Raw genomic sequence first — 12,625 nt, 5'->3', positions numbered from 1 at the left:
GCGCCCTCCTCCCGGCCGGCGCCGGCGTCATGCCGGCGCGGTTCAGATCGCGCACCACGTCACTTGGCCCAGTACCACTGGCCCATGTTCCAGGTGTTCTGCCTGGCGTTGATGTTGGGCTGGTAGCCGATCAGCCCCTCCTTGTAGCCCTCGACCGGCGCGTACTGGTAGATCGGCAGGATCGGCAGCTCCTCGCGCACCAGCACCTGCAGCTTCTGGTAGATCTCCTTGCGCTTCGCCATGTCGAAGGTTTCCTGGCCCTGCTTCATCAGCGCGTCGGCCTCGGCGTTCTGCCACTGCATCTGGTTGGCGCCGTTGCCGCTCTTGGCCGGGATCGCATCCGAGCCGAAGCGATGCGCCGGATCGGGATCGATCACCGTGCGGAAGGCGGTACCGACCAGCAGCGACTGGAACTTCGAGCGGGTGTAGAACTCGCCCCAGATCACGGCGGCAGGCATGTTGTTGATCGCCATCTTGATGCCGATCTGCTGCCAGTCCTGCTGCATCAGCTGCTGGCACTGCTCGCGCAGCGCCGCGCCCGTCGTGGTCGAGACCGCGAACTCGAGCGGCACGCCGTTCTTCATGCGCACGCCCGAGCCGGAGCGCTTCCAGCCGGCATCGTCGAGGATCTTGCCGGCGAGTGCGGGATCGTAGACCTGCTTCGGCAGGTTCGGGTCATAGGCCCAGGATTCCTGCGGCATGAAGGATTCGGTCGGGATGTGCAAGCCGTAGAAGACGATGTCGATGATCGCCTGCTTGTTGATCGAGGCGTAGAGCGCCTTGCGCACGGCCTTGTCCGACAGGGCCGGATGCTCGAGGTTCGGCATCAGCACCTCGAGCGAGGCGCTCGGGATTTTCACCACCTTGCGGCCCGGCAGCTTGATCGCCTCAGCGTAGAAATTGGCGGGGATGCCGGTGCCGATGATCAGGTCGACCTGGCCAGTGCGGAACTGGGCATAGAGTGCGGTCTGGTCCGGCACGTATTTCAGCACCGCCTTCTCCAGATACGGCCCCTTGCCGTGGTATTTCTCGTTGGCGACGAGCTGGATGTTGTCGCCCGGCGTGCGCGTGCCCCATTTGAACGGGCCGGTGCCGACCGGCGCGCCGTTGAACGGCGCCGTGTTCGGATCGGCCGCCTTCTCCAGCAGATGCTTGGGCACGATGAAGGTATTGGAGAGCAGCGCGAGATAGGGCGCATAGGCCTTCTCCATGCGCCAGGAAATCTCCAGCGGGCCGGTGACCTTGATGTCCTTGACCAGCGAATGGCCGACACGGGTACGCGCCTTGAAGCCCGGCGCGTTGATCAGTTCGAGCGTGTACTTGACGTCCTCGGCGGTGAACGGCGCTCCGTCATGCCAGGTGATGCCCTCGCGCAGCTTGACCTTCCAGGCGAGGCCGCCCTCAGAAATGCCGCCATTGGCCTCGCTCGGTACTTCCGCGGCGAGGTCGGGGACCAGCGAACCATCGGGCTGGGCCAGCCACATCGTGTTGAAGACCTGCATCCAGACGGTCTCGTCGACCTCGATGCCGGGCATCAGCGGATTGAAGGCGGTCGGCTCCTGCGACAAGCCGACCACGACCTGGCCGCTAGGCTTGGCGGGCGGCGGCGGGGGCGCCTTGCCCTGGGCGCGGGCGCCGAGGCCGGAGGCGGCGAGCAGACCGCCGGCGCCGAGCGCCAGGACCTCGCGGCGATGCAGGGCAGGCAGAGCAAGGCCGGACGCCTTGATGGACGGCTTGGTCATCGTTGATCCCCTCATTGTCGACGGCCTTGTGCGGCCGCTGCACGGTCGCCGCCTTTTGCCTGGCAGTTCGCCGCATGGGCCGCCCGCTGTCGGCCCACCCCATGATAGGCAGCAGGCGACCGGCGATGGTCACCGTCCTGTGCCGGGGCAACCAAAACAATCTGCCGAATCGCACCCTTCCTTTGGCATAGGGTTCCAGACGGTTCAGGCTTGAATATCGGCCTCCCGCTCTCGGTCCACGCCGCCGGCACGACCGCTCTCCGCCAAGGACCACGCCGCATGTCGCCACCGGTCAACCGCGTCCAAAGCGACGAAGCCCTGCCCGCCGCGGCCGACATCGTGGTCATCGGCGGCGGCGTCGCCGGCGTCACCGCCGCCTATCACCTGGCGAAGAAGGGCCATTCGGTCGCGCTAGTGGAGAAGGGCTATCTCGCTGGCGAGCAGTCGAGCCGGAACTGGGGCTGGTGCCGCCAGCAGAACCGCGATCTGCGCGAATTGCCGCTGGCGATGCGGGCGGTCGAGATGTGGAACGGGCTCTCCGAGGAAGTCGGCGCCGATGTCGGCTTCCGCCGCACCGGCCTGACCTATCTGACGACGCGCAAGTCGGATCTGGAGGCTTGGGAGGGCTGGGGCGACAAGGCCCGCCAGTACCAGATGCAGACGCGCATGCTGAGCCCCCGGGAAGCCCGCGATCTGGCGCCGCACGCCAAAGGCGAATGGATCGGCGGCGTGCATTCGCCGACAGACGGCCGCGCCGAGCCGGCCATGGCCGTGCCCGCCATCGCGCAGGCGGCCCGCCGCCTCGGCGTCACCATCCATCAGGATTGCGCCGCGCGCGGCCTCGAGACCGCGGCCGGCCGCGTCTCCGGCGTCGTCACCGAGAAGGGCACGATCAGGACCTCGACAGTGCTGCTCTCCGGCGGCGTCTGGACGGCGATGTTCGCCCGCCACCACGGCATCCGCATGCCGCTCGCCGGCATCAAGTCGACCTCGTTCTTCACCGGGCCGGCCCCCGAGATCACCGTCGGCGGGATCTCGACGCCCGATCTCACCATCCGCCGCCGGGTCGATGGCGGCTTCACCGTCGGCATCAGCGGGCGCGGCCTGCTCGAGCTCTCGCCGCACGGCATGCTCAACGCCAAGCCGTTCTGGCGCACCTTCAAGAAGCGCCACAACCTGCTGACGATCCGGGCCGGCAAGTCGTTCTTCTTCGGCCCGGAAGCGCTGATGCGCTGGAGCAACGATACGGTCTCGCCCTTCGAGAAGATGCGGACCTACGATCCGCCGCCGCAGGAGGAGCTGATCAGCTTCGCCAAGAAGCGGCTCGGCGAGATCTTCCCGCAGCTCGCCACTGTCGAGATCAAGCACAAATATGGCGGGCTGATCGACTTCACGCCGGACTGGGTGCCGGTCATCTCGGCGGTCGATCCGCTGCCGGGCCTGCATGTCTCCGCCGGTTTCAGCGGCCATGGCTTCGGCATCGGCCCGGCGGCGGGGCGGCTCGCGGCCGACATCGTCGCCGGCGATGCCCCGATCGTCGATCCCACCCCCTATCGCTACAGCCGCCTCGTCGACGGGACTGACCTCGGCGAGCCCGGCCTGATGTGACGCAAGCCTTCTCCTAACCGCATCGTCCCGCCGCATCGGGACATCCCTGGCCGTGCCGCTTCGTGGCATGGCCGCCTCCGGAGCCCTCCATGCCACTGACCATCGAACGCATCGCCAGCAGCCCGGCACTGCCCGCGGCAGCCGATGTCGTCGTCATCGGCGGCGGCATCGTCGGCGCGGCGGCCGCCTATTATCTGGCGCGGCGCGGCCGCTCGGTGGCGCTGGTCGAGAAGGGCGTGGTCGGCGGCGAACAGTCGAGCCGCAACTGGGGCTGGTGCCGCAAGCAGAACCGCGACGCCCGCGAACTGCCGCTGGCGATCCGCGCCATGGAGCTCTGGGAGAAGCTGAGCGAAGAGTTCGGCCGCGACAGCGGTTTCCGTCGCTGTGGCCTCGTCTACGCCACCAACGACGCCGCGCAATTGGCGCAATGGGAGCGCTGGCGCGAGACGGCAAAAGCCTTCGGCGTCGAGACCATGATGCTCACCGGAGCAGAGACCGCGGCGATGACCGCCGCCAGCGGCCGCAGCTGGCTCGGCGGGTTGCACTCCGTCACCGACGGCAAGGCCGAGCCTGCTCTGGCCGCCCCGCTCATGGCCGACGGTGCCCGCCGCGCCGGGGCCAGCGTGCACCAGAGCTGCGCCGCACGCGGGCTCGACGTCACCAACGGCGCCGTCACCGGCGTCGTCACCGAGAAGGGCACGATCCGGACCAATGCAGTCGTGCTCGCTGGCGGCGCCTGGGCTTCGGCCTTCTGCCGCCGCCACGGCATCGCCTTCCCGCAGGCGAGCATCCGCGCGACCAGCCTGCGCACCGAACCGGCGCCTCACTTCCTCGACGCCTTCTACACCCCGGAGATCGCGCTGACCCGCCGCCTCGACGGCAGTTACACGGTCGCGATCAGCGGCAAGGGCACACTCGAGATCACGCCACAGGGGCTGCGCTATGCCCGCGAGTTCCTGCCGATGTTCGTCAAGCGGCTGAAGGCGGTCGAGCTCGGCATCGGCTCTTCCTTCTTCAAGGGCCCGGAAGCCTTCGGCAGCTGGAAGCTCGACGAGGTCTCGCCCTTCGAGACGATCCGCGTGCTCGACCCCGCGCCGAGCCGGCGCGCGATGGCAACCTTGCTGGAGCGCGCTCATGCGATGTTCCCGGCTCTCAAGAACGTCGCCGTGCGCGAAAGCTGGGGCGCCTATATCGATTCCACGCCCGACGCCGTGCCGGTGATCTCGCCGGTCGCAGGCCTCTCCGGCTTCGTGCTGGCGGCCGGGTTCAGCGGCCACGGCTTCGGCCTCGGCCCCGCCGCCGGTCATCTCGCCGCCGATCTCGCCACCGGCGATACGCCGATCGTCGATCCGCGCCCGTTCAGGCATTCGCGCCTCGTCGACGGCTCCCGCGGCGCGATCGGCGAGTTCTAACGGCTCAGCAGAGCCGGTCGGCGACGCGTGAGATCATCGCCATCGCCCCGGCCAGCTCGGCATCGGTGATGTACTCTTCCGGCTTGTGGGCGCGGTCGACATCGCCCGGCCCGCAGACGATCGCGGCGATGCCGGCGCGCTGGAAACGGCCGGCCTCGGTGCCGTAGCTGACGGCGGCCTGGCGCCCCTGGCCAGAGGCCGCCTCGGTGAAGGCAACCAGCGGATCGCTCTCGTCGAGCGCGAGCGGCGGGTAGTCGCTCATGGTCTCGAAGCTGAACGCGACCTTGTGCCCGGTCGCGGCGGCCTCGCGCGCGATCCGCTCAGCAACCTCGGGCAGGAAGCCGAGTAGCGCAGCGGGCTCCTGCCCGGCGATGGCGCGGGCCTCGACCTCGAAGACGCACTGCGCCGGCACGATATTGATGCCGGTGCCGCCCTTGATCACGCCGACCTGGATCGTCGAATAGGGCGGCGCAAAAGTTTCGGCAAAAGGCCCCTGCGCGGCATGTCGCAGTGCCTCCTCATGGATCGCGGCAATGAGGCCGGCGGCGTAGTGGATCGCGTTGTCGCCGAGATCGGTGCGCGAGGAATGCCCGGCCTTGCCGTGGACGGTGACGCGCTGGGCGATCTTGCCCTTATGGGCCAGCACCGGCCGCAAGCCACTCGGCTCGCCGACGATGCAGCCGAGCACGGGCGGGCACAGCTCCGGCAGGCGCGCGATCAGATGGCGCACGCCGACGCAGCCGACCTCCTCGTCATAGGACAGCGCGATGTGCACCGGCCGCGCCAGCTTCCTGGCGACAAGGGCGGGAACGCTCGCCAGCACGCAAGCGGCGAAGCCCTTCATGTCGACCGCGCCGCGCCCGATCAGCCGCTCGCCGTCGCGCCGCAGCTTGAAGGGATCGCCGGCCCAGCCCTCCGGCGCCGCCGGCACCACGTCGAGATGGGCCGAGAGGATGACGCCGCCTTCGACCTTCGGCCCGATTGTGGCGAACAGGTTGGCGCGATCGCCCTCCGGCCCAGGCACGATCACGCTGTCGACGCCATGACCGGCGAGATAGGCGCGGACATGCTCGATGATCGCCCCGTTGGGCGTGCGGCAGACGGAGGGAAAGCCGACGAGATCGGCGAGAATGGTTTCGACGGTCATGAGGATTCGCTTGAGGGTTGGTTCGACCGAACTTCGGCGAGGCGGCCCGGCCTGTCCATCCTGGTCGATACCCGCAGCAATCCATGCCGAAGCATACCCCGTCATCAGCAGAATATTCGGTCATACCGATCGGATTCCGCCTCCCTGCCCGCGCTTGCGCTCTAGCCTTTTCCCAGCGGCAGACAGCCGTCGCAACGATCGAGAGCGAGACGATGAGCAGCTTCCGGCCGAAATTCATTACCTTCGACTGCTATGGCACGCTGATCTATTTCGAGATGGCTCCGGCCGCCCGGCGCGCCTATGCCGGCCGCCTTTCGCCCGAGCAGATGGACGCGTTCTGCGACGCTTTCTCGAGCTATCGCCTCGACGAAGTCCTCGGCGCCTGGAAGCCCTATCAGGACGTCGTCCGCAATGCGGTGGAGCGAACCTGCAAGCTGCTCGGCCTTCCCTATGATCCCGCAGACGCCCAGGCCATCATCGACGAGATTCCGAGCTGGGGTCCGCATCCGGACGTGCCGGCTGGCCTCGCCAAGGTCGCCAGGGAGATTCCGCTCGTCATCCTCTCCAACTCGATGACCGACCTGATCCCGCATTCGGTCGCCAAACTCGGGGCGCCCTTCCACGCGGCTTACACCGCGCAGGACGCGCAGGCCTACAAGCCCCACATGCGCGCCTTCGAATACATGTTCGACATGCTCGGCTGCGGCCCGCAGGACGTGATGCACTGCTCGTCGAGCTTCCGCTACGACCAGATGACCGCCTACGACATGAAGATCGCCCGCCGCGTCTTCGTCAATCGCGGCCATGAGCCGTCGAACCCCTATTACAGCACCCACGAGATCAAGGACATAGGCGGCCTGCCGGCGCTGGTCGGGCTCTGATCATGCCGGGTGATTTCGACCCGGCCACGATCGAGGTCACGACCGGACACTTCATTGCCGGCGAGGCGATCGGCGGCGGCGAGACGCTTCCCGTCGCTCGTCCATCCGATCTCGTCGACTATGCCGAAATCCCGATCGCCGACGCCGCCATGGTCGACCGAGCCGTCGGCAGCGCTCATGCGGCGGTCGCGGCTAGCGGCTGGGCCGTAAGGCCGCCACGCGAGCGGGCCCGCGTCCTGAGACGATGGGCGGAGCTCATCGAAGCGAATGCCGAAGAGGCCGGCCGGATCGAAGCCGTCGGATCGACGCGTCCGATCTCCCAGGCCGTGACCGGCGATGTCGCAGCCACCGCCGACGGCATCCGCTTCTTCGCCGAATGGGCCGACAAGCTCGGGGGAGAGGTCGCGGCGACACGCAGCGACAATCTCGGCCTGATCGTCTCCGAGCCCTATGGCGTCGTTGGCGCTATCGCGCCCTGGAACGTGCCGCTCAGCACCGCCTCGTGGAAGCTCGGCCCGGCGCTGGCGGCAGGCAATGCCATCGTGCTGAAGCCGTCGGAGCTGACGCCGTTTTCCGCCGTCAGGCTGGCGCAGCTCGCGATCGAGGCAGGCATGCCGGCCGGCATCTTCAATATCGTTCAGGGCACTGGCGTCACAGGCGATGCGCTGGCGCGCCATCCCGGCATCGGCAAAATCTCGTTCACCGGATCGACCCGGACCGGCGCCGCGATCATGAAGGCCGCGGCCGAGAGCGGCATCAAGCCGGTGACGCTCGAGCTCGGCGGAAAGAGCCCGCAGCTTGTCTTCGCCGATGCCGATCTGGAGAAAGCGGCAAGCTGCATCGCCGGCTCGATCCTGGCGAATTCCGGCCAGGGCTGCGTCGCGGGCTCACGGGTGATCGTGCAGCGCTCTGTGGCGGAAGCCTTGACCGATCATCTCCGGAGGAAACTCGTCGAGATCAGGCCTGGGCATACGTGGAAAGCGGCGACCGATTTCGGCCCGATCATATCCGACGCGCAGGCTCGCAGGATCGACCGCATCGTCTCCGCCAGCCGCGAGCAGGGTGGCGAAATTTTGCTCGGCGGCGGCCTGATGGCGGGCTATGGCGGCGCCTACTACCAGCCGACGATCATCGCGAATGTGACGGCCGACAATGCGGCGGTGCGCGAGGAGATATTCGGGCCCGTCCTCACCATCCAGACCTTCACCGACGAAGACGAAGGCTTCGCGCTCGCCGATCATCCCGAATACGGCCTCGCAGCCGGCGTCTACACCCGCGACCTCGGCCGCGGCCTGCGCGCCGTGCGCCGGCTGCAGGCCGGCACCGTCTGGGTCAACCGCTACAGCCGCACGCTCGACTTCATCCTGCCGACCGGCGGCTACAAGAGCTCCGGCATCGGCAAGGATCTCGGACGGCAGGCGGTGGAGCAGAACCTGCGGCACAAGACGGTGCTGATCGACATCGCGAGCTGAGGCGCGCCTTCAGCCATAACAGGCCCGCCTCAAGCCGAGGCCTGGATGAAGCGCGTCGATCGCTTCGATCTCGCCCTTCAGCTCCGCCCCGATCCAGTCCCGGATCGCGCCGACGACCGGGCTCGGCGGGCGGTTGCGCGGCGTCAGCAGCACGCAATTGCGCTCGCCGCGCGTCAGCCGGTCGCTGGCCGGCACCAGCGCGCCCGACCTCAGCGCATGCGAGACGACTGTGATCCAGCCGAAGGCGACGCCCTGGCCGAGCAGCGCTGCCTGCACCACCACGGCATAGTCCGAAAAGCTCAGCGTCTTGACCGGCCCGGGCCGGCCGGTGGCGAAAGGCGGATAGCGCTCGGCCCAGTCGAGCGCGGAATCGGTCAGGTTGATGATCGTGTTGCCTTCGCCCGTCGCCTCGGCTTCAGGCTCGGCTTGCCGGTAGCCGGGGCTGCAGATCGGCAGCATCACCTCGCGCACCACCATCGCCTCGGCCGGCACAGCCTCGTCGCCATCGAGGAAGCGCATGCCGAGATCGACATTGTCGACCGGCCCGCGCAGCGAGCCGGCGATCATCTGGAAGCGCAGGTCGACCGAAGGGAATTGGCGCTGGAACTGGTCCATGCGCGGCATCAGCCAATGCGTGGTGAAGGCGGAGGAGACCGAGATCGTCACCGTCTCCTTGCCGCCGCGCAGCTGCTCGACCTCGCGCAGGCCCGCCTCGATGCTGCGGAAGCCATCGGCGACGCGGCGATAGAGCACCTCGCCTTCCGGCGTCAGGACCGCGCCCTTCCCGCCGCGCTCGAACAGGCGCAGGCCGAGATGGCCCTCGAAGCGCGACAGCATGCGGCTGACCGCCGGCTGGGTGACGTTCAGCTCCTCGGCCGCGCGGGTGAAGCTGCCGCTGCGCGCCGCCGCCTCGAAGACGAAGAGCGCATTGCTCGACGAGACCATGCGGCGCAACTCAGACATTACATCAGGTTATGCTTCGCCTGATTATTTGGCAATTGCGACAGAGGGCCGAAATCCCGTTTCATGATCCCATCGAATGCAGCGTGCGGTGACGGCCCGGCAGAGGCCCGCACCGCCTCACGGCACCAGCGCCGGTGCGGATCGCCATAAGACCACCTTATGGCCCGTCCCGAAAACGGTCTTTGCCTGCGCAGTGCCGCGATGTCGCTGTATCCGGACGGGAGAGTGCCATGGCCAGCATAGGCGGCGAACGCGTCGAGATCAGATCCGCGAGCAAGCATTACGGCTCGGTCCGCGCCCTCGACGACGTCTCGCTCGACATCGCCCCGCAGGAATTCGTCTCGCTGCTCGGCCCCTCCGGCTCGGGCAAGACCACGTTGCTCGGCATTCTCGGCGGCTTCATCCAGCCCTCCGGCGGCTCGGTCCATCTCGGCGGCCGCGACGTTACCTATACCCCGCCGCACAAGCGCGACATCGGCATCGTCTTCCAGAACTACGCGCTGTTCCCGCATATGAGCGTCGGCGAGAACGTCGCCTTCCCCCTGCGGGCTCGGCGCCTGCCGAAATCGACCTATGCCGAGAAGGTCCGCGGTGCGCTCGCCATGGTCGACCTCGCCGGCTACGAGGAGCGCGGCATCGGCCAGCTCTCCGGCGGCCAGCGCCAGCGCGTCGCGCTCGCCCGCGCCATGATCTTCGAGCCGCGCCTGATCCTGATGGATGAGCCGCTTTCGGCGCTCGACAAGCAGCTGCGCGAGAACATGCAGATCGAACTGCGCCAGCTGCACAAGCGGCTGGGCGCGACGATCATCTACGTCACCCACGACCAGCGCGAGGCGCTGACGATGAGTGACCGCGTCGCCATCCTGAAGGACGGCAAGCTGGTCCAGATCGACAGGCCCGAGCGCCTGCACGACCATCCTGCTAACGCCTTCGTCGCCAGCTTCATCGGCGAGGCGACGCTGCTGCCGGTCCAGCGCGCCGGCTCCGACAGCGTCTCACTCGCCGGCACCGTGCTGAAGAGTGCCCGCCCGATCGCGCCGAATGGCGAGCTCGTGCTCGCGATCCAGACCGAGAAGCTGCTGGTCGAGGATGGCTCCGGCAGCCCCGAGCGCAACCGGCTCGAAGCCCGGGTCACCGATATCGTCTTCCAGGGCGAGAGCCTGCGCGTCTTCCTCGCGCTCGACGACGGCACAGCGCTCAGCCTGCGCCAGCCCAGCCATTACGAGGCCGCCCGCCGCATTCCCCCGGTCGGTGAGCGCCTCGCCGTCAGCCTCCACCCGCAGGACACGATCATCGTGCCGAAAACCGGCGCCTGATCCCCATCCCCCAGCAGAGACGCAAGACCATGGCCCTCAGCGATTTCAAGGTTCTCACATTCGACGTCGTCGGCACGCTGATCGACTTCGAGGCCGGCGTCCTCGGCGCGGTGCGGCGCCTTGGCGGCCCGGCCGCCGCCAAGCTCAGCGACGACGAGATCTTCGCGCCCTACCTCAAGGGCCGCGAGCTGCATTACGAGCGCTCCAGCGAGGTGATGAAGCTGGTCTACATCCACCTCGCCAAGGAGCTCGGCCTGCCGCACGACGATGCCACGGCCGACGCCTTCCAGCTCGCCATCCTGCGCCATCCCGCCTTCCCGGATTCGGCAGAGGCGCTGGCACGGCTGCGCAAGCACTACCGTCTGGTGGCGATGACCAATGCCGACCGGCCGAGCTTCACCTGCTACTCGCATACGCTCGGCAACCCGTTCCACGACAGCATCACCGCCGACGAGGCGATCCACCCCAAGCCCGATCCGCTCTACTTCGCCTATAATCGCGGCCGGCAGTCCGCCTTCGGCTACAAGCAGGAGGAGATCCTCCACGTCGCGCAGAGCCAGTACCACGACATCCGCGTCGCCAAGTCGCTCGGCTACGCCACCTGCTGGATCGAGCGGCGCCAGGGCCAGAAGGGTTTTGGCGGCACCCCGGCGGTGCCCGAGATCACCAAGCCCGACTATCATTTCCCGACGCTGAAGGCGCTCGCCGACGCGGTCGAGGCCGAAAGGGCCTGACGCACATGACGGCCGCGCCGACATCCTGGCAGGCCCTCGACGCGGCGCCCTCGCTCTGGCGGGCGACGGCGTCGCCGCTGGCTACCTTGCCGCCGCTCGCCGGCGATGCGCAGGCGGATGTCGTGATCATCGGCGCCGGCTATACCGGGCTTTCGGCCGCCCATCATCTCGCCGCCAGCGGCCTTGCGCCTGTCGTGCTCGAAGCGAACGAGCCGGGCTGGGGCGCAAGCGGGCGCAATGGCGGCGTCATCACCGCGAAGTTCCGCCTGTCGTTTCCGGCCATCGCCGCCGGCCATGGCCGGGGCATGGCGAAAAGAATGTACGATATCGCCCATGAGGCGACCGATATCGTCTCCGAGTTGGTCGACGCCCATGGCATCACGGACGCCGGCTTGACCCGGGCCGGCCAGGTCAAGGCGGCGCACAACCAGGAGACGCTGGGCTATGCGGTGAAGGAAGCGCAGTGGCTTCGCGCCGAACTGGGCGACACCACGATGACCGTACTCGATGCCGGACAGGTGCGCGAGGAAACCGGCTCAGCCGGCTTCGTCGGCGGCGTGCTCAATGCCGGTTCGGGCGGCATCCACCCGCTCAACTATCTGCGCGGCCTCGCCCGCGGCGCGAGCGCGCAAGGCATTCCCGTCCATAGCCATACTCCGGCGGTCAGCCTCAGGCGCGAAGCGGACGGCGTGCTGGTCGAGACGCCGCGCGGCACGGTGCGGGCGAAGCAGGCGATCATCGCCACCAACAGCTATTCCGACCTCACACCCGCCACGCGGGACTACCAGCGCACGCTGATCCCGTTCCGCAGCGCGATCATCGCGACCGAAAAGCTCTCGCCGAACCTTGCCGCCAGCGTGATGCCGACGGGCCGGACCTATACCGAGACCAAGCGGATGATGCGCTGGTTCCGCATGGTCGACGACCGCATCGTCTTCGGCGGCCGCGGCGCGTTCGGCAAGACCGATTCCGCAGCGGCCTTCGCCGCGCTGCACAAGGCGATGATCGGCATCTTCCCTGATGTCGCCGACGTGCCGCTGGCTTATTCTTGGTCCGGCCTCGTCGCGATGACGCTCGATTCCGTGCCGCATGTCGGCCGCGTCGACGACCGGGTCATGGTCGCCATGGGCTACAATGGCGCGGGTGTCGCCATGTCCAGCCTGATGGGACGCTACCTCGCTGCCTTCGCGCGCGGCGAACGCCCCGATGTCGGGCTGCTGGACGTCGGCCGCATGCGGCCCGTGCCCTTCTACGCGCTTCGAGAACCGGCGGTCCGTGCGGTCGCCGGCTGGTACCAGTTTCTGGATGCGATCGGACGGTAGGCCTCGAAGCTCCGATCCAAAACAACAG

At 68.0% G+C, this 12,625-nt stretch carries 10 protein-coding genes; 7 read left to right on the top strand and 3 right to left on the bottom strand.

Translation table 11 applies throughout. The features are described 5' to 3' along the window. Window positions 1–59: 59 nt before the first annotated feature. A complete protein-coding gene (locus ACQKLX_RS15550) occupies window positions 60–1,742 on the bottom strand; it encodes a peptide ABC transporter substrate-binding protein (RefSeq protein WP_427362468.1) in 1,683 nt (560 codons plus the stop codon). A gap of 279 nt (window positions 1,743–2,021) precedes the next feature. On the opposite strand from ACQKLX_RS15550, the gene ACQKLX_RS15545 reads away from it, so the two are divergent. Together ACQKLX_RS15545 and ACQKLX_RS15540 are read left to right on the top strand one after the other, a co-directional pair. Continuing rightward, window positions 2,022–3,350, top strand: a complete 1,329-nt coding sequence (locus tag ACQKLX_RS15545; RefSeq protein ID WP_427362467.1) for an NAD(P)/FAD-dependent oxidoreductase — start codon at window positions 2,022–2,024, stop codon at window positions 3,348–3,350. 89 nt (window positions 3,351–3,439) lie between these two features. Continuing rightward, window positions 3,440–4,762: an NAD(P)/FAD-dependent oxidoreductase gene (locus ACQKLX_RS15540; protein WP_427362466.1), complete on the top strand. Its 1,323-nt coding sequence runs from the start codon at window positions 3,440–3,442 to the stop codon at window positions 4,760–4,762. A 4-nt stretch (window positions 4,763–4,766) separates the two neighbouring features. Here the strand turns inward: ACQKLX_RS15540 and argE are convergent, their stop codons facing one another. Next, window positions 4,767–5,909 carry an acetylornithine deacetylase gene (gene argE / locus ACQKLX_RS15535; protein WP_427362465.1) on the bottom strand — a complete coding sequence of 381 codons (1,143 nt, stop codon included), beginning with the start codon at window positions 5,907–5,909 and terminating at the stop codon, window positions 4,767–4,769. Window positions 5,910–6,121: 212 nt separating this feature from the next. Between argE and ACQKLX_RS15530 the strand changes: the two genes are divergently transcribed. Together ACQKLX_RS15530 and ACQKLX_RS15525 are read left to right on the top strand one after the other, a co-directional pair. Then, window positions 6,122–6,790 carry a haloacid dehalogenase type II gene (locus ACQKLX_RS15530; protein WP_427362464.1) on the top strand — a complete coding sequence of 223 codons (669 nt, stop codon included), beginning with the start codon at window positions 6,122–6,124 and terminating at the stop codon, window positions 6,788–6,790. Between the two features lie 2 nt (window positions 6,791–6,792). After that, on the top strand, window positions 6,793–8,262 hold the full coding sequence (locus ACQKLX_RS15525; RefSeq protein ID WP_427362463.1) for an aldehyde dehydrogenase family protein: 1,470 nt from the start codon (window positions 6,793–6,795) through the stop codon (window positions 8,260–8,262). 9 nt (window positions 8,263–8,271) lie between these two features. Here ACQKLX_RS15525 and ACQKLX_RS15520 read toward each other — a convergent pair whose 3' ends face one another. Further along, window positions 8,272–9,225 (bottom strand): LysR family transcriptional regulator, encoded by a 954-nt coding sequence (locus tag ACQKLX_RS15520; protein WP_427362462.1) that lies wholly within the window; start codon window positions 9,223–9,225, stop codon window positions 8,272–8,274. A 230-nt stretch (window positions 9,226–9,455) separates the two neighbouring features. Here ACQKLX_RS15520 and ACQKLX_RS15515 point away from each other — a divergent pair, with 230 nt between their 5' ends. From ACQKLX_RS15515 to ACQKLX_RS15505, 3 genes are read left to right on the top strand one after another with little or no spacing between them, the layout of a single operon-like run. Beyond that, the gene (locus tag ACQKLX_RS15515) at window positions 9,456–10,541 is read left to right on the top strand and encodes an ABC transporter ATP-binding protein (RefSeq protein ID WP_427362461.1); all 1,086 of its coding nucleotides are present in this window, start codon (window positions 9,456–9,458) and stop codon (window positions 10,539–10,541) included. Between the two features lie 29 nt (window positions 10,542–10,570). Further along, window positions 10,571–11,275 carry an HAD-IA family hydrolase gene (locus ACQKLX_RS15510; protein ID WP_427362460.1) on the top strand — a complete coding sequence of 235 codons (705 nt, stop codon included), beginning with the start codon at window positions 10,571–10,573 and terminating at the stop codon, window positions 11,273–11,275. A 5-nt stretch (window positions 11,276–11,280) separates the two neighbouring features. Continuing rightward, the gene (locus ACQKLX_RS15505) at window positions 11,281–12,597 is read left to right on the top strand and encodes an NAD(P)/FAD-dependent oxidoreductase (protein WP_427362459.1); all 1,317 of its coding nucleotides are present in this window, start codon (window positions 11,281–11,283) and stop codon (window positions 12,595–12,597) included. Window positions 12,598–12,625: the final 28 nt, after the last annotated feature.

This window comes from Allobosea sp. NPDC003192 (genome assembly GCF_050275675.1).
Taxonomy (GTDB): domain Bacteria; phylum Pseudomonadota; class Alphaproteobacteria; order Rhizobiales; family Beijerinckiaceae; genus Allobosea.
This window is presented reverse-complemented; position numbering and strand designations above follow the sequence as displayed.

Bases quoted from the DNA above. Each gene is read 5' to 3' on its own strand.
- ACQKLX_RS15550 (WP_427362468.1), bottom strand. From the start codon at position 1,742: ATGACCAAGCCGTCCATCAAGGCGTCCGGCCTTGCTCTGCCTGCCCTG.
- ACQKLX_RS15545 (WP_427362467.1), top strand. From the start codon at position 2,022: ATGTCGCCACCGGTCAACCGCGTCCAAAGCGACGAAGCCCTGCCCGCC.
- ACQKLX_RS15540 (WP_427362466.1), top strand. From the start codon at position 3,440: ATGCCACTGACCATCGAACGCATCGCCAGCAGCCCGGCACTGCCCGCG.
- argE (WP_427362465.1), bottom strand. From the start codon at position 5,909: ATGACCGTCGAAACCATTCTCGCCGATCTCGTCGGCTTTCCCTCCGTC.
- ACQKLX_RS15530 (WP_427362464.1), top strand. From the start codon at position 6,122: ATGAGCAGCTTCCGGCCGAAATTCATTACCTTCGACTGCTATGGCACG.
- ACQKLX_RS15525 (WP_427362463.1), top strand. From the start codon at position 6,793: ATGCCGGGTGATTTCGACCCGGCCACGATCGAGGTCACGACCGGACAC.
- ACQKLX_RS15520 (WP_427362462.1), bottom strand. From the start codon at position 9,225: ATGTCTGAGTTGCGCCGCATGGTCTCGTCGAGCAATGCGCTCTTCGTC.
- ACQKLX_RS15515 (WP_427362461.1), top strand. From the start codon at position 9,456: ATGGCCAGCATAGGCGGCGAACGCGTCGAGATCAGATCCGCGAGCAAG.
- ACQKLX_RS15510 (WP_427362460.1), top strand. From the start codon at position 10,571: ATGGCCCTCAGCGATTTCAAGGTTCTCACATTCGACGTCGTCGGCACG.
- ACQKLX_RS15505 (WP_427362459.1), top strand. From the start codon at position 11,281: ATGACGGCCGCGCCGACATCCTGGCAGGCCCTCGACGCGGCGCCCTCG.